This is a genomic window from Mastigocoleus testarum BC008 (assembly GCF_001456025.1).
In the GTDB taxonomy this organism is placed as follows: Bacteria; Cyanobacteriota; Cyanobacteriia; order Cyanobacteriales; family Nostocaceae; genus Mastigocoleus; species Mastigocoleus testarum.
The window spans coordinates 1-20,946 of the sequence record NZ_LMTZ01000136.1 but is presented as its reverse complement, the minus strand read 5'-3'; the positions used below and the strand labels follow the sequence as shown (position 1 = coordinate 20,946).

Annotated in this window: 15 protein-coding genes; 11 read left to right on the top strand and 4 right to left on the bottom strand. The window is 38.7% G+C overall.

What is annotated here, in order from left to right:
- Positions 1 to 60: 60 nt before the first annotated feature.
- Both psbD and psbC read left to right on the top strand, forming a co-directional pair.
- Complete coding sequence (gene psbD / locus BC008_RS35980; protein WP_027843160.1) at positions 61 to 1,119, top strand: photosystem II D2 protein (photosystem q(a) protein); 1,059 nt, start codon at positions 61 to 63, stop codon at positions 1,117 to 1,119.
- A gap of 206 nt (positions 1,120 to 1,325) precedes the next feature.
- Positions 1,326 to 2,729 (top strand): photosystem II reaction center protein CP43, encoded by a 1,404-nt coding sequence (gene psbC, locus BC008_RS35975; protein ID WP_027843161.1) that lies wholly within the window; start codon positions 1,326 to 1,328, stop codon positions 2,727 to 2,729.
- A gap of 68 nt (positions 2,730 to 2,797) precedes the next feature.
- Here the strand turns inward: psbC and BC008_RS35970 are convergent, their stop codons facing one another.
- On the bottom strand, positions 2,798 to 3,154 hold the full coding sequence (locus BC008_RS35970) for a hypothetical protein (protein WP_027843162.1): 357 nt from the start codon (positions 3,152 to 3,154) through the stop codon (positions 2,798 to 2,800).
- A 2-nt stretch (positions 3,155 to 3,156) separates the two neighbouring features.
- Here BC008_RS35970 and psbB point away from each other — a divergent pair, with 2 nt between their 5' ends.
- The 6 genes from psbB to BC008_RS35945 all read left to right on the top strand — a co-directional run bounded on the left by psbB (position 3,157) and on the right by BC008_RS35945 (position 14,673).
- Positions 3,157 to 4,686, top strand: a complete 1,530-nt coding sequence (psbB, locus tag BC008_RS35965) for a photosystem II chlorophyll-binding protein CP47 (RefSeq protein ID WP_027843163.1) — start codon at positions 3,157 to 3,159, stop codon at positions 4,684 to 4,686.
- A gap of 94 nt (positions 4,687 to 4,780) precedes the next feature.
- A complete protein-coding gene (locus BC008_RS35960) occupies positions 4,781 to 5,263 on the top strand; it encodes a photosystem I reaction center subunit III (protein ID WP_027843164.1) in 483 nt (160 codons plus the stop codon).
- Between the two features lie 66 nt (positions 5,264 to 5,329).
- The gene (locus tag BC008_RS47055) at positions 5,330 to 5,479 is read left to right on the top strand and encodes a photosystem I reaction center subunit IX (protein WP_072207797.1); all 150 of its coding nucleotides are present in this window, start codon (positions 5,330 to 5,332) and stop codon (positions 5,477 to 5,479) included.
- 550 nt (positions 5,480 to 6,029) lie between these two features.
- Positions 6,030 to 7,100: a hypothetical protein gene (locus BC008_RS35955; RefSeq protein WP_153009706.1), complete on the top strand. Its 1,071-nt coding sequence runs from the start codon at positions 6,030 to 6,032 to the stop codon at positions 7,098 to 7,100.
- A gap of 41 nt (positions 7,101 to 7,141) precedes the next feature.
- Positions 7,142 to 11,965 (top strand): cadherin domain-containing protein, encoded by a 4,824-nt coding sequence (locus BC008_RS35950; protein ID WP_058184259.1) that lies wholly within the window; start codon positions 7,142 to 7,144, stop codon positions 11,963 to 11,965.
- A 299-nt stretch (positions 11,966 to 12,264) separates the two neighbouring features.
- Positions 12,265 to 14,673: a ComEC/Rec2 family competence protein gene (locus BC008_RS35945; RefSeq protein ID WP_027843166.1), complete on the top strand. Its 2,409-nt coding sequence runs from the start codon at positions 12,265 to 12,267 to the stop codon at positions 14,671 to 14,673.
- Positions 14,674 to 14,864: 191 nt separating this feature from the next.
- Here BC008_RS35945 and BC008_RS35940 read toward each other — a convergent pair whose 3' ends face one another.
- Complete coding sequence (locus BC008_RS35940; RefSeq protein WP_036265310.1) at positions 14,865 to 16,262, bottom strand: gluconeogenesis factor YvcK family protein; 1,398 nt, start codon at positions 16,260 to 16,262, stop codon at positions 14,865 to 14,867.
- A 415-nt stretch (positions 16,263 to 16,677) separates the two neighbouring features.
- On the opposite strand from BC008_RS35940, the gene ruvC reads away from it, so the two are divergent.
- Positions 16,678 to 17,169: a crossover junction endodeoxyribonuclease RuvC gene (gene ruvC / locus BC008_RS35935; protein ID WP_027843167.1), complete on the top strand. Its 492-nt coding sequence runs from the start codon at positions 16,678 to 16,680 to the stop codon at positions 17,167 to 17,169.
- A gap of 143 nt (positions 17,170 to 17,312) precedes the next feature.
- Entirely contained in the window at positions 17,313 to 17,687 is a 375-nt protein-coding gene (locus tag BC008_RS35930; protein ID WP_058184257.1) for a zinc ribbon domain-containing protein, read from the top strand.
- Between the two features lie 120 nt (positions 17,688 to 17,807).
- Here the strand turns inward: BC008_RS35930 and BC008_RS35925 are convergent, their stop codons facing one another.
- Both BC008_RS35925 and BC008_RS35920 read right to left on the bottom strand, forming a co-directional pair.
- On the bottom strand, positions 17,808 to 18,044 hold the full coding sequence (locus BC008_RS35925; protein ID WP_058184255.1) for a hypothetical protein: 237 nt from the start codon (positions 18,042 to 18,044) through the stop codon (positions 17,808 to 17,810).
- Between the two features lie 859 nt (positions 18,045 to 18,903).
- Complete coding sequence (locus BC008_RS35920; protein ID WP_058184253.1) at positions 18,904 to 19,611, bottom strand: PEP-CTERM sorting domain-containing protein; 708 nt, start codon at positions 19,609 to 19,611, stop codon at positions 18,904 to 18,906.
- A gap of 641 nt (positions 19,612 to 20,252) precedes the next feature.
- Here BC008_RS35920 and BC008_RS35915 point away from each other — a divergent pair.
- Positions 20,253 to 20,885, top strand: coding sequence for an EfeM/EfeO family lipoprotein (locus tag BC008_RS35915; protein WP_235595977.1), 633 nt, complete (start codon positions 20,253 to 20,255; stop codon positions 20,883 to 20,885).
- The last annotated feature ends 61 nt before the right edge of the window (positions 20,886 to 20,946 follow it).

Sequence of the window (20,946 nt, the reverse complement as noted above, 5' to 3'; positions counted from 1 at the left end):
TTACTTGTTACTTATTACTCACCACTCACTACTCACTATTACAAAAAAAGGAAAAATAATATGACTGTAGCTCTTAGACGCAGTCAGACTGGTTTAGGATGGTTTGGCATCCTCGATGACTGGCTCAAACGCGATCGCTTTGTTTTCATCGGTTGGTCTGGTCTTTTATTGTTCCCCTGTGCTTACTTGTCTATTGGGGCTTGGTTTACCGGTACAACCTTCGTAACTTCTTGGTACACCCATGGTATTGTCAGTTCTTACATAGAGGGTTGTAATTTCCTTACCGCAGCTGTTTCTACCCCCCCCGATAGTCTAGATCACTCCTTACTATTATTATGGGGACCAGAAGCACAGGGAGATTTTACCCGCTGGTGTCAACTTGGTGGATTATGGAATTTTGTCGCCTTCCATGGTGCTTTTGGTTTAATCGGCTTTATGCTGCGACAATTTGAGATTGCCAGACTTGTGCGTCTTCGACCGTATAATGCGATCGCATTTTCTGCACCTATTGCCGTTTTTGTTTCTGTATTTTTGGTTTATCCATTAGGTCAATCTAGCTGGTTTTTTGCTCCCAGTTTTGGGGTAGCCGCAATTTTCCGTTTCTTGCTATTCTTCCAAGGTTTCCATAACTATACGCTCAACCCGTTCCATATGATGGGCGTAGCAGGTGTATTAGGTGGTGCTTTATTATGTGCTATTCACGGTGCAACAGTGGAAAATACCCTCTTCAAAGATGGTAGAAATTTCAATACTTTCGGTGCTTTTAGTGCAACTCAAGCAGAAGAAACTTATTCCTTTGTTACTGCTAACCGTTTTTGGTCGCAGATTTTTGGAATTGCATTTTCCAATAAGCGATGGTTGCACTTTTTCATGCTGTTTGTACCAGTGACCGGTTTGTGGATGAGTGCAATTGGAATGGCGGGTTTAGCCTTTAATTTACGAGCATATGATTTTATCAGCCAAGAGTTAAGAGCCGCTGAAGATCCAGAGTTTGAGACATTCTACACCAAAAACATTCTCCTGAATGAGGGCGTCAGGGCTTGGATGGCTCCACAAGACCAACCCCACCAAAACTTCCAATTCCCCGAAGAAGTATTACCTCGCGGAAATGCACTTTAGGGGATGGCGATTGGGGTACGCCCGCACCTTACGATGAATGGGGATTGGGGAGTAGGTATTGGTAACTATTTTTATCTCCTATGCCTCCCCACCCCATGACCCATCCCAATCGCTATATGCCGCTTGCGGCGGCACGCAGTGCAATCCCTAATCCCTAATCCCTAATCCCTAATCCCTAATCACTAATCCCTAATCGCTTAATAACAATGGAAACACCTTTTGAAAGTTCAGCTACGAATACCACGACTATCAGTCCGCCTGAGAGCGAAGGTCGCGATCAAGCATCTACTGGATATGCCTGGTGGGCTGGTAATGCCCGTTTCATCAACTTATCTGGGCGCTTCTTAGGAGCTCATGTTGCTCACGCCGGAATAATTGCTTTTTGGGCTGGAGCAATGCTGTTGTTCGAGGTTGCTCACTATATTCCAGATAAGCCCATGTACGAACAGGGCTTAATTTTAATGCCCCACATTGCAACTCTTGGTTTTGGTGTGGGACATGGAGGTGAAGTAATAAGCACTTTCCCATTTTTTGCCATTGCTGTAATCCATCTTATTGGGTCTGCTGTCTTGGGTTTTGGTGGCATTTATCACTCAATCAAAGGTCCCGAAAAGCTAGCAGGTTTTTTCAATTTTGATTGGAGTGATAAAGACAAAGTCACCAGTATTCTTGGATATCACTTGATTGCTCTTGGTGTAGGCGCTTTATTACTTGTATGTAAAGCAATGTTTTGGGGTGGTTTATATGACACTTGGGCTCCAGGAGGCGGTGAAGTGCGCTTTGTGACCAATCCCACCCTTGATCCAAGAATCATTTTTGGTTATGTGTTCAGAAATATTACTGGTGGTCAAGGTAACATTGTCAGCGTTAACAACCTGGAGGATTTAGTAGGCGGTCATATTTGGATGGGCGGAATTCTGATCCTAGGTGGTATTTGGCACATCGTAACTAAGCCATTTAAGTGGACCCATAGAGTCTTTATCTGGTCTGGTGAAGCTTACCTTTCCCAAAGTTTAGGCAATGTCGCCGGACAAGCTTTTATTGCAGCGATGTTTATCTGGTTTAACAATACCGCTTATCCCAGTGAGTTTTATGGTCCTACCGTTGGTGAAGCTGCTACTGCCCAAGTGTTAAATTTTATTGTACGCGACCAAAAGTTAGGGGCTAGTGTTGCTGGGGCTCAAGGTCCTACCGGTTTAGGAAAATATTTACAGCGATCGCCTTCAGGAGAAATCATCTTTGGGGCTGAAACTATGCGCTTTTGGGATGTCAGAGCACCGTGGTTAGAGCCATTACGTGGTCCCAATGGTCTAGATATAGACAAGTTAGAGCATGATATTCAACCTTGGCAAATTCGTCGGGCTGCTGAGTACATGACTCATGCTCCTATCGGCTCTTTGAATTCAGTAGGTGGTTTAGCCACGGAACTTAACTCCTTTAATTTTGTTGGACCTCGTACCTGGCTAGCTTCTTTCCACTTTATCTTTGCATTACTGTTTTTGGTAGGTCACCTGTGGCATGCTGGTCGTGCAAGAGCTGCTGCTGCTGGTTTTGAAAGAGGTATTGAACGTGAAGATGAACCAGTTTTATCTATGAAACCACTGGATTAATCAGTTGTCAGTTACCAGTTACCAGTTATCAGTTATCAGTTGCAAGCTAACTGTTAACTCGTAAATGTTTACTCATCATTGGGCTTTAGTCTTTCATATTTTCCAATTTTAGTAAAAGTTTTGATTTTGGTTGTACCGATGCAGAATTTTTTACTCGAACACATTATTGCTCTTGTCATTGGTAATATTGCGATCGCATTCTTTTCTGTGACTGTGATGTTTTTGAAAAAATTTTTTCCCGGTTCCATCTCAGGCACATATCTGCAACTTTTTTTCTGAAAATTAAGTAATGAAGAAGATTTAGGAGCTATAAATTTTGAATTGTGAATTTTGAGGATGAACTTAACCCAAACAGTAACCCTCAAAATAACAAAGCTACGGGCGATAAGACTCCTAATTCTTCTTTCATAAATAAGGAGTATCATTAATGGGACTACCTTGGTACCGCGTTCACACAGTAGTTTTAAATGACCCAGGACGACTAATTGCTGTCCACCTGATGCACACAGCTCTTACAGCTGGTTGGGCGGGGTCAATGGCTTTATACGAACTAGCCCTTTTTGACCCCAGTGACCCTGTTCTTAACCCGATGTGGCGTCAGGGTATGTTTGTATTGCCTTTTATGGCTCGATTAGGTGTTACCGAATCTTGGGGCGGTTGGAGTATTACGGGCGAGCCTGTTACAGGTTTTAGTCTTTGGACTTTTGAAAGTGTCGCCGCCACTCATATTATCTTAGCTGGCTTATTATTCCTCGCCGCTTGTTGGCACTGGGTTTATTGGGATTTAGATTTATTTATAGACCGCGAGACTAATGAGCCAGTTCTTGACTTGCCAAAAATATTTGGTATTCATTTGTTATTAGCTGGTCTTCTTTGTTTTGGTTTCGGAGCTTTTCACCTTACAGGGATATTTGGTCCTGGTATGTGGGTTTCTGACCCCTATGGATTAAATGGTCACATCGAAGGAGTTGCGCCGGTATGGGGACCAGAGGGCTTTAATCCTTTTAATCCTGGTGGTGTTGTGGCTCATCACATTGCTGCGGGGATTGTTGGTATTATCGGTGGTATTTTCCACATAGCTTTCCGACCACCAGAAGTACTTTACAGAGCTTTAAGAATGGGTAATATTGAAACCGTTCTTGCAAGCGCTCTAGCAACATTCTTCTTTGCGGCTTTCGTTGTTTCTGGCACCATGTGGTATGGTTCGGCTACTACTCCAATTGAACTATTTGGACCAACTCGTTATCAATGGGACAGCGGTTATTTCCAAAAAGAAATTAATCGAAGAGTGCAAACTAAATTAGCTCAAGGTAAAGACCTTTCCCAAGCTTGGTCTAGTATTCCAGATAAATTGGCTTTCTATGACTATGTTGGCAATAGTCCAGCTAAGGGTGGTTTATTCAGAGTAGGAGCCATGAATAAAGGGGATGGTATTGCTCTAACTTGGTCAGGTCATCCAGTTTTTCGGGATGGAGAAGGTCGGGAATTGAAAGTACGACGAATGCCTAATTTCTTTGAAACTTTTCCGGTAGTTTTGACTGACAAAGATGATGTTGTACGTGCCGATATACCCTTCCAGCGCGCATTATCAAAGCTAAGCTTTGAGCAAACTGGTACAACTGTTAGTTTCTATGGTGGTGCACTGGACGGTCAAACATTTACAGATCCAATTGATGTAAAACCACTGGCTCGGCGTGCTCAACTAGGCGAAATTTTTGAGTTTGATAGCAAAACCCTCAAATCTGACGGTATATTCCGTACCAGTACCCGTGGGTGGTTTGCTTTTGCCCATACTATTTGGGGCTTGTTATGGTTCTTCGGACATATTTGGCATGGTTCGCGCACAATTTACCGAGATGTCTTTGCTGGAATTGACCCAGAACTAGACGAACAAGTAGAGTTCGGCGTCTTCCAGAAAGTGGGCGATTTGACTACTCGTAAAAAGCAAACTATTTAATTAGAAGAAACACACAGACATGTAGGGACATACCAGAGCCTGCGGCGTCGGCTTTGCCTCTGGTACATCTCCAGATGATTTAGGAACAATCAAGATGAAAAAATTATTTTTGGCGCTACTTGCAGCAGCTTTTCTTTGGATGAACTTTGCTCCCGTTGCAATGGCTGAGAATACTACACTTGTACCTTGCAATGAATCAGCTGCGTTTGTAGAAAGAATGCAAAATGCACCTGATAGTTATTACACCACTCAGCCATTTAAAGCTTATTCACGTCTACTCTGTGGGGATGATGGTTTACCCCATTTAGTACTTGACCGACTCAGCCTTGCATTTGATGTATTGACTCCGATTGTGATGTTTCTATACATTGCAGGTTGGATTGGTTGGAGTGGTCGTTCTTATCTACGAGCAATTAGAAAAGAAGGCGCAGGGGAAGAAAAGGAACTGTTTATTGATGTGCCACTGTTTTTTAGTTGCATGGTGGCGGCTCTGATGTGGCCTTTATTAACAGTCAAAGAATTCCTTAGTGGTGACTTAGTCGCTAAGGATGAGGAAATTCCGATTTCTATTCGTTAGTTAATTTTGTACTTAGCAATTAATTCTTTAATTAGCTTCACTTGCTCGATCTAAGGAGAATCAATAATGGAGTCACGTTATTTTTTGAAATATCTTTCTACTGCTCCTGTTGTTGCGACTTTGGCAGTAGTTATCCTGTTCATGGTTTTCATTGTGTTAAATTACCTTTTCCCTGGACTACAATACGGCACTTTTTTCCATTCTTTACCAAAATAATTTGATAACTTTGGCTATTTTCTTTTAGTTAATAAGATTGTGATATACCTAAAGGGTGATAGGGCTTTCTAAGCTATCACCTTTATTTTTGTATTTAAAATTCCTGGGAAACGATTTAGTTCATCATTTCTAATAGCTTCAAACTGTGATTTACTGAATCAATTATTAATAAATTTTTGGCAAAACATAATTTGCATACACACTAATACCGGTTAACGAAAAGTGTCTTATGCTACCTTGAAAATATCATTGCATACAAATAAATCAAAAGTATTAAAAAGAACAACCTTATCGGAGGTACGCGTAATAGTATACTTGTTGTCAAGTTTATATATTTTATTTCACAAATAAGAAACTAGAAAAAATAGGTTTTAACCTGCGTCATCAAATCAGTAATGACTGTTTTCTCGTTCGATACATCCCACTATGATTTTTTATATGACTAGGGTTTGTACTGATGCACTGAGTATCATTAATACATTCGTATTTATTAAGTCGTATGAAAAGTAATTACTTCATTTTACTAATTATATTTGGGGTGTTATTTGCAGTGAAAAGTACCTCAACCTCCGTGCAAACATGCTTATTATCAGAACCTGGTGATAGTAAGTCATTTGGTTACGCTTTAGCAATTAGCGATCGCTATTTAGCAGTTGGCGATCCAGAAGCAAATCGCGTTCTTGTATATAGCCATAATCGTAATCAAAAGTGGTTAAGAACAAGAGAAATTTTGCCTCCAAAAGGTTCTGCTGCTGAAGTTGTCGGCTCTGGGTTTGGTTATGATATTTCTTTAGACAAATCGACTTTAGTTGTTGGTGCATACACTGAGAAGCATAAGCCAAATAATCAAGAAATTTTTCAATATACTAATCAACTTGGAGTATCTTTCTCTGGTGGAGTATATAAAGTTTTGCTTGATAAGAAAGCAGAAGTGAAACGGATTGATGCACTTAGTGGTGGTGAAATTTCTGGTTTCTCGGTTTCCGCAGATGGAGGAAGAATTGCTTTCAGTATCAAGGAAGAAGAAGAACCTGGTGGATGGATTGGTAAAGTCAATTTGTTAACAGAAGGTAATGTAAAGCAGATTTTTTCACCTACAAATAGTGCAGAACAGAATTTTGGTGTTGATATCGATCTTAAAAATAATCTACTCCTCGTTGGTTCGACCTTTGATGATACAGGAGCTGCTTGGTTGTTTGACTTGGAAACATCAGAAAATAAACCCCAAAGACTTGCTGTTCCCAATGCTCATATGGGAAGTACTGTAGCAATTTCTGACCAGTTTGCTGTGGTTGGTGCAGTAGGAGGATTAACTTACGCTACACCACCGAAAACCTTAATTAAAGGAATTAAAGATGGTTCAAGAACAGTTATTGATGGAGTTGGTAAACTCTCTTTAGACAAAAATACTTTAGCACGAATGCGTCCCCCCTCAAGTGATGGTGAGCAACAAGCCCTTTTAGAACTATTTAACCTTGACGATATCGCTACACCTCGTCTAGTGAAGGAGCGTAGAGATATAGATCGCGCTCTACTTCAAAACAGCCTTTTGACAACTGTTCAAAAGACCTCTTCTGGCGTAAAGCTCTGTATAGAGCAGCATATTACATCAAAAGACTAGTCCGCTAATTTTCATTTTATTATTTTTTGGAGAATATTGAAATGAGCGTAATTGGTCCTGATAGTAGACAGGTTATTACTTCGTTTGGTACATTTCCTTTTTCTACTGTTACGGCTGTGGATGCTCGATTTGGTAGTGGTGGTGGTATCGGTACTGGAATAGCCATAGCACCAAATCATGTGCTTACCGCAGGTCACAATGCTTACAATGCCCGTAATAATACAAATGCTACTGCTTTAAGGGCCACTGTTAGTGCAAACCAGAATGCTTTGAACTCTCGTTTTATCGGAGCTACAGGTGACCCAGCAGCAAATGTTACAAATGTAAATTTCGTAGATAATTACAACATAACAGAGAGTCCAGGAGATGATATTGCTGTTTTTACAACTAGTAATACTTTACTTCCTGACACTGATGTAATTGGTCTAATTGCGTTTGTCGATCCTGAAACTGCTGGAGGTTTAACTATTGATACAGCAGGATATCCAGGAGACAATGTCTCAGGTAATATACCAGGTAACACTGGGCGACGGGGACGTGATTTAGTACGTTCTCCAGGTGCAGCAGAATCACCAGGTAATATTGTAGGTACATTTAGCGGACGTTTTTTCTACTCTCAAGATGTTGACACTGCTGGTGGTCAGAGCGGAAGTGGTGTTTGGCACACTCTTGACGGTGAGAGTAATCCTCGCGTTTTAGGGATTCATGCTTACGGAGGAAGCACATACAACAGTGGTGTGCTGATTACGACGGATATTTATGATGAAATAATCGACCAGATTGAAACTGATTCTGGAACAACCAATGCTAATGACCTTTCAGAAAATGCAATCATTGGTAGTACTGCTAACGATGATATTTTCGGTTCTTACCGTAGAGAACGCATCCTAGGAAACGATGGTAATGACCAATTATTTGGTGGTGGTGCAAATGACCGCTTAGAAGGTGGCGATGGTGTCGATCAAGCCCTCTTCTCGGAAATATTCACCAACTATGATTTTACAATTACTGACCCCTCCAATCCTGCATTTGAATTCACACATGCACGTGGAAGCCAGAGTGATGCTACAGATACCACCAAGGATATTGAATTCGGTGTCTTTGAATTTGTTGATGCGGATGATAATGGTACCGACGATGATGGAAATCTTTTCTTTGTACCACTCCAAGTAGACCCCAACGACAACACAAAGTTAAAAGATGGTGCGCTTATTACTCCCGAAGAAGATATTCTTGATAATGGCGGTAACAAAATTGGGACAATTACTGTTGAATCTCCAGCTTGGATGTTTGACGGTGATGTAAACTATACTCTTACTATTGGTTCTGAACAGGGAATCTTATACAATTTTGCCTATATTATTGACAGTTCCGGTAGTATGTCTGGAAACAGAATTGTACAAGCTAAAGCTGCCTACCAAGAATTAACTCAATCTTTAATTGATGATGGTATTGCCAATAATAGTGAATTTGCTGTCGTAGATTTTGATAGTTCTGCATCTTTATTCGCTCCACTAGATGCACCTACCACAATTTCTACTATCAATGGGTTAATTGCTGGTGGTAGTACAAACTTTAATTCAGCTTTAGTTGAAGCACAAAATTTCTTTACGTCACGCAATAATAATGCAACTAATATTGCTTATTTTCTCTCTGATGGATTTAATAACGGTCCTGACTTCTCGTCAAGTGCTACACAGTTACAACAATTAGCAGAAGTTCGTGCTTTTGGTATTGGTAATCCGAGTTTAAGTCAATTAAACATTGTCGATTCAGATGATGCTGTTGTGCTTTCAGATCCTGCTGACTTAATCACAGAATTTAATGCAGCAACTGTAGATAAAAATATCATTGAACGCATTGATGTGAAATTAGGTGGTACTGTAGTCGATACAATTACTCCAGATCAATTGGTTGAGGATACACTTGGTCTCAAATTTGAAGGTACTATTGATGGACTCGAAGTCACACGGGAAGCAGAAAATGATATCACCTTCGATGTGGTGTTTAATGATGGTACTCCAACAACTTCTCTAGACTATAAAATTACCACGGGTCAGGAACAGGTCACACAGCAAACGGATAATGGAACAAAACAAATTATTACCTTCAGTGTGAATCAAACTGACTTCATTGAGTCTACGGTGAGCCAGTCGATCAGCCAAGAAAATAATCAAATTAGTCTTGAAAATACTATAGTAAGTCAGCCAGTAATTCGAGAAATCAACGCTAACGACCTTGATAATACTATACGAGTTAGTAACGGTGAAAACACCATATTTGGTAATGGTGGAAATGACCGTTTTATTCTCTCAGGTGGTGTCAACCTGGTAGACGGTGGTGCAGGTATCGATACTGTGGAAATCAATAAGACTCAAGAGGGGGCTGGTGGTGTTTCCAAAAATGGGAATGTAGTCAATATCGGTACTGATAATACTTTACTAAATGTAGAATTTATTGAATTCAGTGATGTTCGACTAGCTGTTGATACACTGGCGGTTACACCAATACTATCTTTAGCAAACCAAGGTATCTCGATCGCAGAAGGTAATACTGGTTCAACTACTGCGACCTTTACTGTTAATCTTTCTAGTACCACAACTGAAGATGTAGTAATTGATTTTACTACTCGTTCAGATGATGCAGATGCAGGAACTGACTTTATAGAAACTACAGGTCAATTGACAATTGCTGCGGGACAAAGCTCTGGTGATATTACGCTGGAAATATTAGGAGATACTGATGTTGAAGGAGATGAATCTGTATTTCTCGATCTGAGTGTGGTTTCTGGTGGAACATTTGCTGATGGAGCAACAACAGAAACTGCTGGGGTCAATATCATTGATGATGATAGTGTAATCAGCATGGCTATTACTGCTGACGATCCTACAGTTGTAGAAGGAGATTCCGATGCTCCATCGACTCTCACACTCACACTTGATCGCTTTGGCGGTTTAAATGGAACTGACACAATTAATATTGAAATTATTGCTGCTGGTGATAATCCTGCTCAAGCATCTGATTTCGTCGATGGTTTTTCTTCACGTGAAGTAACTTTTGCTGCTAGTGAAGATATAAAAACAATTGATATTTCTATCAATCCAGATCAAGAAATTGAAGATGATGAGACATTTGGAATTAAGCTAACAAGTGTTTCAGGGTCTGCATTAGTTCCAAGTGAGGATTTGATATTTACAATACTTGATGATGATGTTAACACACCACCAACTATCACCAGTAATCCAACATTCTCAGTTGCAGAAAACACCACAACAGTAGGAACAATTACCGCAGAAGATGCAGAAGGTAATGACCTAACATTTAACTTATTGGGTGGTGCTGACCAAGGATTATTTACTATCGATTCCAACAGTGGGGAATTAAGCTTTAATAATCCTCCCGATTTTGAAACTGCATCCGATGCTAATACTGATAACAATTACCAAGTTTCTGTTGGTGTTTCTGATGGAAGTGAAACTGTAACTCAAGACTTGACTATTAGCGTTACTGATGAGGAGGAAGAACTTACTGTTGATGATGCTACCTTCACCATAGATGAAAATAGTGACGAAGGAACACAAGTAGGGATTATTACCGCAACCGACCCCGAAGATGAAGCTCTAACTTTTGCAATAACTTCCGGAAACCTTGACCCAGATAATGATAGTAACCTAGCTTTTGCAATTGATCCCTCTACGGGAGCAATTATTGTTAATGACAAAGATGACCTCGACTTTGAAACCACCCCTAGCTTCAATTTAGAGGTTACAGCAACAGATACAGGTAGTTTAAGTGATACAGCAAACGTCACTGTCAACCTTAATGATGTTCCTCCTGCTCAGTTTGATACTGAAAGTAATAACGGAATATTTACTTTGAATGGAGGAGACCCTACCAACATCAAATTTACTTTAACTAACAACGACACCGAAAATGTCAATGAGGTGGGTGTATTTGTTGTAGATGATGAAAACGGTAATATTGATGGGTTAACTCCTGGTTCAGAGGGTTATCTCCAAGCAGCTTTAGAAAAAGCACAAGTCATCTTCTCAGCAATTGCAAATCGCCCTACTGGATTTGACTTGGAAGATATTGAAAGGGTACTTGAAGTTGATTCCGATGCACGTTTGGGCTTCTATCTAGTATCTAATGGTACAACTGATACAACACTAACTGAATTACAAGCAAGCGGAACAACAAATTTACCTATATTCTTTTCCGATTCCTCCAACCTACAAGTATCTGACTTTGCGACAGAAGGCTTTAAATTAAACTGGTCAGATGAAATAGGTAATAGTGACTTCACAGATATGGAGTTGAGCGTACAACTTACTCAAGATGCTCCTACTTCCAGCACTAATTTACAAGGACAAACACAAAATGAAATTATCGATTTGACCGATATCACCGGTCAAGTATCAGTCAATGTTGAAGTACACAGGGAAGCGAATTTCGATAATCTTGTTGGTTTCTATCAAATTACCGATACTAACGGTGGTATTGATATAAATAGTGATGGTGTGGCAGATTTGAATCCTGGTGATAGTGGATATACAGAAGCTGCTTTAACAAATCGCATCACAGGTTTAGATTTGCTTCAAGCAGATAATCAGCAAACTGCTACCTTTGATGGAATTTTGGAGGGTGGAAGTATTTTAGCCTCCTTCATTGTTGTAGATGGAACTGTGGATGAAGCAATTAATAACAATGCAGAAGTCTACTTCTCCTTCTTGGGAGCAAATACGGATCGGGCTGACCATATTCGTTTACTTGGTGATAATAGCTTTGGTTTTGAAGATTTATCTGGTGGTGGGGACAATGACTTTAATGATGTAATTGTACGAGTTAATTTTCCAACAACTTAAAACTGTTTGAAATTTTGCTCTTGTCCTACAATTCGATCGCGATACATCTCTGAAAAAACTTGCGCTCAAAACCCGTAAAATCATACTTTTGATTTTTGAGCGCCAGTTTTTTTTATATTTCCAGTTTTTTTATATTTTGTGAAGCAAAAAAATAAGTTCCTTCTCGCTGGCTTTTTTATTGTGATTATTTACGTTGATGTTACCAAATCAAGATCTGTTTTCACTGATTTGTAGTTGCCCGAGCAGAAAAAAGCTATAATCACGTTTCTATCATTGCCAGATATTCTGCAATTATTCTGATGCTTCGGGCTACTGGTATCATTATTTGTCTGGGTTACATTTTCGGATTGCTATCCACAGCAATTCCTGGGGGAGGTGTTTGGATTCTCCTACTGGGTGTCGTTGGTGCAGTTTTAGCTAAAAGACGTCCAATATCAAGGCGTAAACAGACTGAAGCAATTACGCGACCGCCAACAAAACAAAAAAAATCATTTCTGGCAAATAATACTTCACAATCGGTTAGAGCACAATCAATCAAAACACAATCGATGAAACCAAAATCGATTATCTGGTTGATTGGCGGCTTCATTGGTGTGTTGGCAAGTTTTTATCTTCAATTTCGACTGCCACAACCGCTTCCAAATGATATTAGCAGGTTTATCCCAAAAACAGATAATAATTTTCAAGAACAAGTATTTATTGTCCGAGGTGAAGTAACAAGTAAACCTCGCTTAACTCGTTCTGGACGGGGACAGTTTTGGTTAAAACCCAAACAAATAGATGAGGTAAGAAAAGAAAATAATGCAGACGACACCCTTAAAGGTGTAAACGGTAAATTATATGTTACCGTACCTATTCTTCAAGCTACTGGTTTGCATCCCGGCGAACGAATTGCTGTTACAGGAATTTTATATCAACCACGACCAGCAAGTAATCCTGGCGGTTTTGACTTCCAAAAGTATCTCCAAAGACAAGGAGCTTTTGCTGGTTTGAGCGGACGTCAAGTGAATATTCTAGAGGAAACGCAAGGATGGGGATGGTGGAAAATTCGTCAAAAAATTGTGCGATTGCATCTTGCTGGATTGGGTGTTCCCCAAGGTCCGATGCTAAGTGCAATGGTTTTGGGAAACAAAGCTGTCGATTTACCCTATGACATTCGCGATTTATTTGTTAAAGCAGGATTAGCTCACGTAATTGCAGCTTCAGGATTTCATACTTCCTTAATTTTAGGATTAGTTTTAAATATCACTAAGCGCTTGAGCCGAGGAATACAATTCAGTGCTGGCTGCATTGCTCTGATTGTATTTGTTAGCCTTACAGGTTTTCAAGCTTCCATTCTCAGAGCAGCGATTATGGGATTTGCAGCTTTGTTAGGGATCGGTTTAAAACGTAAAGTAAAGCAGTTGGGATCCTTATTATTAGCCGCAACATTATTATTACTAGTAAACCCCTTATGGATTTGGGATTTGGGTTTCCAGCTTAGTTTTTTAGCCACCCTAGGTTTAATTACAACAGTTCCTCTCATTACCAAGGGTTTAAATTGGTTACCACCCACCATTGCTTCCCTCATATCAGTTCCTGTTGCTGCAACGATTTGGACTTTACCCTTGCAGTTATATGTTTTTGGAGTTGTCCCAGCCTATAGTATTTTACTTAATATCATCAGCACACCATTGATTTCTGCAATCTGTATTGGTGGAATTATCAGTGCTTTAGTGGGTTTAGCCGCTCAAAATATCGGCAGTAGTTTAGCAGGATTTTTGTACTTACCTACAGATTGGTTGATTAAATTAGTTGAATTTTTTAATCAGCTACCAGGAAATTCCATTGCTTTGGGAAAAATTGCTATTTGGCAGCTATTAACTGTTTACGGCATCATTCTTTTAGTTTGTTTTTTAACTTGGTTTAAGCGTAGATGGTGGTTTGGTGGCTTAATTGCATTAATTGTAGTGCTGCTTCCTACTTGGCATAATTCTAGTAATTTATTTCAAGTTACAGTAATGGCTGCAGGAACAGAACCAGTTATAGTTATTCAAAACCAAGGAGAAGTAACATTAATCAATAGCGGTAGCGAAAAAACAGCTAGATTTGCAATAATTCCTTTTTTAAAACAACAAGGTGTAAACCAAATTTTTGCTGCGATCGCCAATAATTTTGAGAATGATAACGAAAGTGGGTGGTTAACACTACTCCAAAATTTTTCATTCAAAAACTTCTATCAATATTCTGCCGTTCCCGAACAAAATTTTTCCCAGAAGATAATCCAGGAGCAATTACAAGCACAAAAAACTATATCTCAACCTTTATTATTAGGAACGCCTATTAATACAGGGACAGCAGTAGTAAACTTAATTAACGAGCGAATTCCAATATTAGAAATTCAAATTCAAAATCAAAGTTGGCTGTTGGTAGGTAATCTCAAACGCAGCGATTTATTTAAAACAGTCGAAAACAATTATTTACCTCATCCTCAAGTATTATGGTATTCAGGTGATGCTTGGCAAAAACTGATTAGCGTTATTAAGCCTAAAGTTGCTATTATTTCTACCCCAGATACTCAACAAACAAAATCTTTGTTGTCAAAAATTCAAAAAGAAACACAAACACAGGTATTCTTCACTCGCAGCGATGGTGCAATAAAATGGACGCCAGAAAACAAATTTGAAGCTGCAATTCAGCAAAATGAAAATCAAACGTCAGTGATGTAATAAGTGAGGAATAGGACGCAGCAAAAAAAGACGATTAAGAATATCAAATAGGGAACCAACAATAATAGAAAAATTTTCTAACAACTTTGGCGATGAATGTAGAGCATTACTAACTAAATAAGGCTTACTGAATAAATACATTAGTTTGACGGACTCACACAATTCGCTTAAAACCCACCAATTATATTGAATTATTTTTTAGAGTAAATTTTCTTGAATCTGCTCATTTTATGTGGAGTTCGACTATACCAACGCAATAATACTTTTGCTAACTGATAGGGATTATGGCGTACATAACCAACTTCATCTTCTTGGATCACATTTGCAGGTACGATCCTTCGTCCTAATTTACTTATAGCTTCGCGATCTATAAATACAGGATGGGATTTTTCCTTTGCATAGCGAAATAAAGCACGAGAAGAGGGAGACTTCTTGTGGACTAATACTGAATTAAATAAACGCCGACCACAAGCCTTATCGATCGCTTCTATGTGATCGGCTACGCTATATCCATCAGTTTCTCCGGGTTGAGTCATAATATTACAGACATAAATACGTGGAGAGGTTGAAGCTGCGATCGCATCAGAAATTTCTGGTACCAAAAGATTAGGAATTACACTAGTATAAAGACTACCAGGTCCCATGACTATACAATCTGCTTCTTTTATAGCTTTGATTGCTGTAGGCAAAGCTGGTGGAGCAGCTGGAGTACAACCAATTTTGGCAATTTTTCCCCCTGCCTCAGTAATATTAGACTCACCTTCAATACGACGACCATCGGTTAGTTCCGCCCAAAGTTGAACGTCACTTAAAGTTGCAGGGAGAACTTGACCTCTAATCGCTAAGACTTTGGAACTTGCTGCAACAGCCCTTTCTAAGTCCCCAGTAATTTCACTCATGGCAGTTAAAAATAAATTACCAAAACTATGGCCGCTCAAACCATCCCCAGCACTAAAACGGTATTGGAATAATTCTGTCAATAGTTTTTCTTCATCTGCCAAACCAGACAAGCAATTACGAATATCTCCTGGCGGTAAAACACCAATTTCTCGACGCAATCTTCCTGAAGAACCACCATCATCGGCAACAGTTACAATTGCCGTAATATTTGCGCTGTAAGCTTTAAGACCCCTTAACAAAGTAGAAAGTCCAGTTCCACCACCAACAACTACAATCTTTGGTCCTCGATATAAACGGCGATGTGCCATCAAGGCATCAACTAATTGCTCTTCACCTTGCGGTCTGAATGCCTCAGTTACGGAACCAACAGTACGGGTTTGCCCCCATAAAAGTAAAACTAAACCGCACAATAAAACAATTGGACCGCTGACATAATAAGGTACAATGTCGGTAATAAACTCTAAAAAAATCTTAAATAATTGAATTATCCTGTAAATTGGGGTAAGTCTGACCCAAATTGCTAATCCTAAACAAGCAAGAATTACGCCACTTACGCTTATTAACAACCAACGCTTAACAGATAGTCCGGGTGATAACCACTTAAACCATTGGCTTACTCGATGAGGAGTGCGGCGGCGAGACTGTTGTTGCACAACATTTAAGGCGTGTTTAAAAAAACCTATTGACATAGCAACAAATGCAACATAAATATAAATTTTGACCTATTGAAAATGTACAACAGTTGGCTTATTCCCTAGGTATGGATTTATTACATTTTCTTTGTCTGTTAGATTTTACGCATTTTATTACAGTTGTCCGCATGTTTATGAACATATCCATCTCCAGAATGATACCCTGAATAAATTTTAGATGGTTAGATGTCCCTATATTTGTGAGAATAAAGTACCTTTATAAAAACTTAAACTGCCTCAGTAAATTTCACCTAAAATAAACAGGACTAAATAATAACTCAATTGTGTTTTGATTCCGGATTCTCATCTTGAAATTTTCCTACAAAAAAACGGACCGTTCCCTACGCTATACTAGTCGCCGTTCCCTGTTAGCCAGCAAAGGGAAAGCACCAGAGCAAAGTTATTAAAACTAATGGAAAAACGTATTTTAGGAATAGATCCGGGTTTAGCAATTTTAGGATTTGGGATAATCAATTGTCAGACAAATCAAACCCAAATTCATCATAATTCTGTACAACTACTTGACTTTGGTGTAATTCGTACACCAGCAAAAACTGAGTTGGGAAAAAGGTTATGCACGTTGCACGATGATTTACATACTTTGATAGAAGAATGGAAACCGGACTTGGTTGCAATAGAAAAATTTTTTTTCTACCGAATGTCAAACACTATTTTGGTTGCACAAGCTAGAGGAGTTGTAATGTTAGCTTTAGCCCAAAAATCTGTTAATACCGTCGAATTTGCCCCTTCTCAAATTAAGTTAGCCCTAACTGGTCGCGGTAACGCGGAAAAATACCAAGTTCAAGAAGCGGTAGCACAGGAATTAGATTTAGACTATGTTCCCCGTCCTGACGATGCTGCTGATGCATTAGCGATCGCATTAACCGCTTGGTTTCAATCTTAAGATGAAAGGCAAAATAAACAGAATTTGCGTGAGAAACATCTGCGAGCAGCCGTGAAGCGTTCACCTGATTAATTTGGTATTACCTGTAAGCTATTACGATCAAAAGCTAAAATCAAATAGTCACCCAAATACTTGTATCTACCGTGGATACCACAACCTGTCCTCGCTGCAAGCAGCACATTGAACCTCAAGCTATTACCTGTCCATTTTGTCGTACCCAGCTAAAAGCTTACGGACATCCAGGAATTCCTTTACATCGTTCTACTAATGAAGAGTATTTGTGCGACACCTGTGTTTATCACAGTGATGATACCTGTAATTTTCCCAAACGCCCTTACGCAAAGGAATGTACCATATACGAAGATATCCGAGTCCAAGAATTAGAACAAAAACAGCAACAAGAAGCAAATAAATTTAGTAATCAATTGATTTTTTGGTTAAAACGCAATCAGTTTTTAATCTTGTTACTGTGTTTGCTATTAATTTGTTTTCTTTTTGCCTTAATAACTTCTGGGTAAATTAATTGGAGAAATTCACCAGAAAAATAAAACAGGAAAAAGAAACTTAAAGCGATCAGATTTCCACCCAAAAAAAAAGTAAAGATTTTGATGTGACAGAACTTTACAATCACTTTGAAATTAAGATGATGGTTGGATAATGATATCAGAATGATCTGGATGAGTTACAACAAACTTATAAATACCGATATCCAAATCTATTAGCTTAGATGCATCTTTGAGAACCGATGTTCTGATCCTCGAACTTCTACAGCGAATATAAAGAGTTCTGTTATTGGGGTCAAAACTCAAATGACAAACACCCCAAAAAGGAAATTTATTTGCCAAAAATTCAGATAATACCTGCATGAAATTCATGAAAGCTTTAGCTCCCAGTAGTGAGAAAAACCTATTATTTCAATAAGCTGAGTGGAAGGGTTAAGAGCAAAACCACGTTTGAACCAAGCGTTTTCTTTTGTTGGCTTATAGATAGTTACGCTTAAACATAATTTAAAATATTGGCCTCAGAGCACAAATATTGTTTTGACATTTTAAATTTTGTCGTTCAAACTACATTCTTGGAAAAATTACTTTGTATCTAAAATTGCATATTTTTTGTAAAATTTGATTGATTTTAATATTTTATTTATATTTTCTGTTTTTATAATTATATTATGTTAGGAAGCATGTACTTAGAAAATTTTATATCATGCCTCTTTGTGGTTTTTTACAATAAGCGATAAGCACGTTTGGACGCACTCCGTGTTTGGGCGCACTACGTGAACAGCTTGCTGCGTGCAAACACCGCATATGCGGTTCAGTGAAGCGCCGTTCGGCTTACCGCGTCTCAGGCATCGCCAAGCCTACGATACAATAATTATCATTATCAATATTTTTGTTAATTGTATTTTCTACTTCAAAACTCTCAAGCCTTATTCAGTAAAGCTTTTGGGCTGCTTGTCACCCCGTGAGGGTGTTCTTGTCGGAAGCTAGAATTTAGGTGCTAATCTTCTAACAATATGGGATGAAGCGCGTAGCGTGCCTGAAGGGCATACTCCCCACCGTCATACGGTGTAAGATACGCCCGCACGAGGAAGCGTGAATGCGTTGGGGTTTAAATCCCCAATGCCTTGCAGGCACGCTGCGCTAATGCAATTCCAAACTTCTTCCTTCTTCCTTCGTTTTAACAGGAATAAAGAATTGATGCTTTTTATTCTCTGAGATTGTTAACTCGCAATTAAAGTGACTTTCGAGAATGTTGTCGATAGAAAATACCACCAAAACCCAAAGCAACCAAGGAACCTAAAACTGAAATCGGTTCTGGAACTTCTGCTACATTTCCTCCAGGTTGTAAAACAGGAGGTGGAGTAGCTGGTGTAATGCTCGAATTACTTTTGTGGTAGGTAAAATTATCCATTACAAAGTTTCTACCTACAATATTATCGTTAGGGTTTGCGTCTACTCCTCCTGATGAAGTAAATTTCACTCTATCGACCCCTATGTAGTCAAAAATAAATTTCTTGGATTGGCTGGGGTTAACAACCACATTTTGTGAATATTTCAATATTCCCCCTGAAAATCCTTCCACCAAGATATTCAATCCATTATTCCAAGCAGCAGTCAGGAAAGTACTTTGAAAGTCGAATAGATCACCTGTAACTTCTGCTGGTTTTGCATACCAATTAAATGCAGTATAGTCCCCTGAAGCTAAACCATTCTCATAACCAGAACCAGGATGAAATATCTGGTTTACGTATCCAAAATTAACCCAGTCTAAACCACCGTAACCGCTTTCTACTGCACCAAATCCATAGGTTGTTTCTATATCATCAAATGTTACTACAACTGCTTCGGCTTGTTTCTCGAATACTGTTGTGATCGCAAGCATACTCAAAACAGTAATTGATACTTTTTTGACTAAGTTTAAAGTGTTTATGTAATTCATTAATTTATAAGGGTAAATTTTGATAGTGCAATTTCTGTAGTCAGTAATGTCAGTAAGACAGTTTTAGTAGAAGCACGTACCTTTTTTATTACCGCGACTTCCGAGAAGAATAGATGTTAAATTTTTTCTTTAGTTCCCAGTAAAATAACGGTTATTCATATACCTATTTATTCAAATAAAGCAATATATGTATTTATCTTATATAAGCTCATGTAACAAAAGTATCAACTAAAGTAATCATAAACAATAATTATTACAATGTAAATCACACGAAATTACACTGATAGTATTTTGTGAAGTGTTTTTTGTCAGTATAATTTCTGCTGTCTACTTTAGAAGAATGATGTCTATTTTTTTCTTAATTTTTTTGCTGACTTTAAAACGATATTAAAATATTCGTTCTGAATATCTCAGCCAAAGAAAATTATCTTAAGAAACAACTTATTCTCATTAAACTGATAAAATTTGCAATAAACCTATATATTAGAAACTAGAAATATAACCAAAGTCAAGATGTAAAAGTTACATTTTTTCCTGAAAAATTGATTCTCTTTTAAAACGAGCATCACAAATAAATTGACAATAATTATTAATAAGCTTTAATATACCTCTATCGTGCAAGCAAGTAACTATTAATACAAATGAAGTCTATCTTACGTTCTTTGGGGCTGGGATTGATGGCTGTGGTTCTTGTCTTCTTAACTAACTGTGCTCAGTCTACAAATATTAGTCAAGAAGATGTGAGCCCTAAAGTTGATATGGTTGCAGCCAATAATATGAACTATACCGAGCAAGTTCAGGCAGGTGTCAAGTATTTCCAAAAACAAGCTCAAGAGCAATTACCATTAGCAGAACAACTTTTAGAAGCTCTTAAAAGCAATAACCTTGAAGCAGCCAAGAAAGCCTATGTGGAGTCTCGTCCACCTTACGAACAAATAGAAGTTTTAGCTGGTAATTTCGAGCAAGAAGATACTGATATTGATGCTCGTCCCTATGCATTTGATAATGGTGACGAAGATGAGGGTTTTAAGGGGTTCCATAAAATTGAGGCTTTTATTTATCGAGATGACAATCTCAAAGCTGCAGTCCCTTATGGAGAAGGTTTGATCGCAAGTATTAAATCACTAATTGATAAGTTAAACGACCCTAGTAATTTCAATGCCAAAGACCATTTTGGTGGTATGATTGCAGTCGCGACTGAAGTTCCTGCAAAGAAAATTTCTAGCGAAGAAGAAACTTGGTCAGATCAAAGCTTATTAATCGAATGGCACTAAGAAAAGCTGGAACCCTTGTGGTTTAAACAGTCTGTAATTGCTTATTTAATTCATGCCGTGG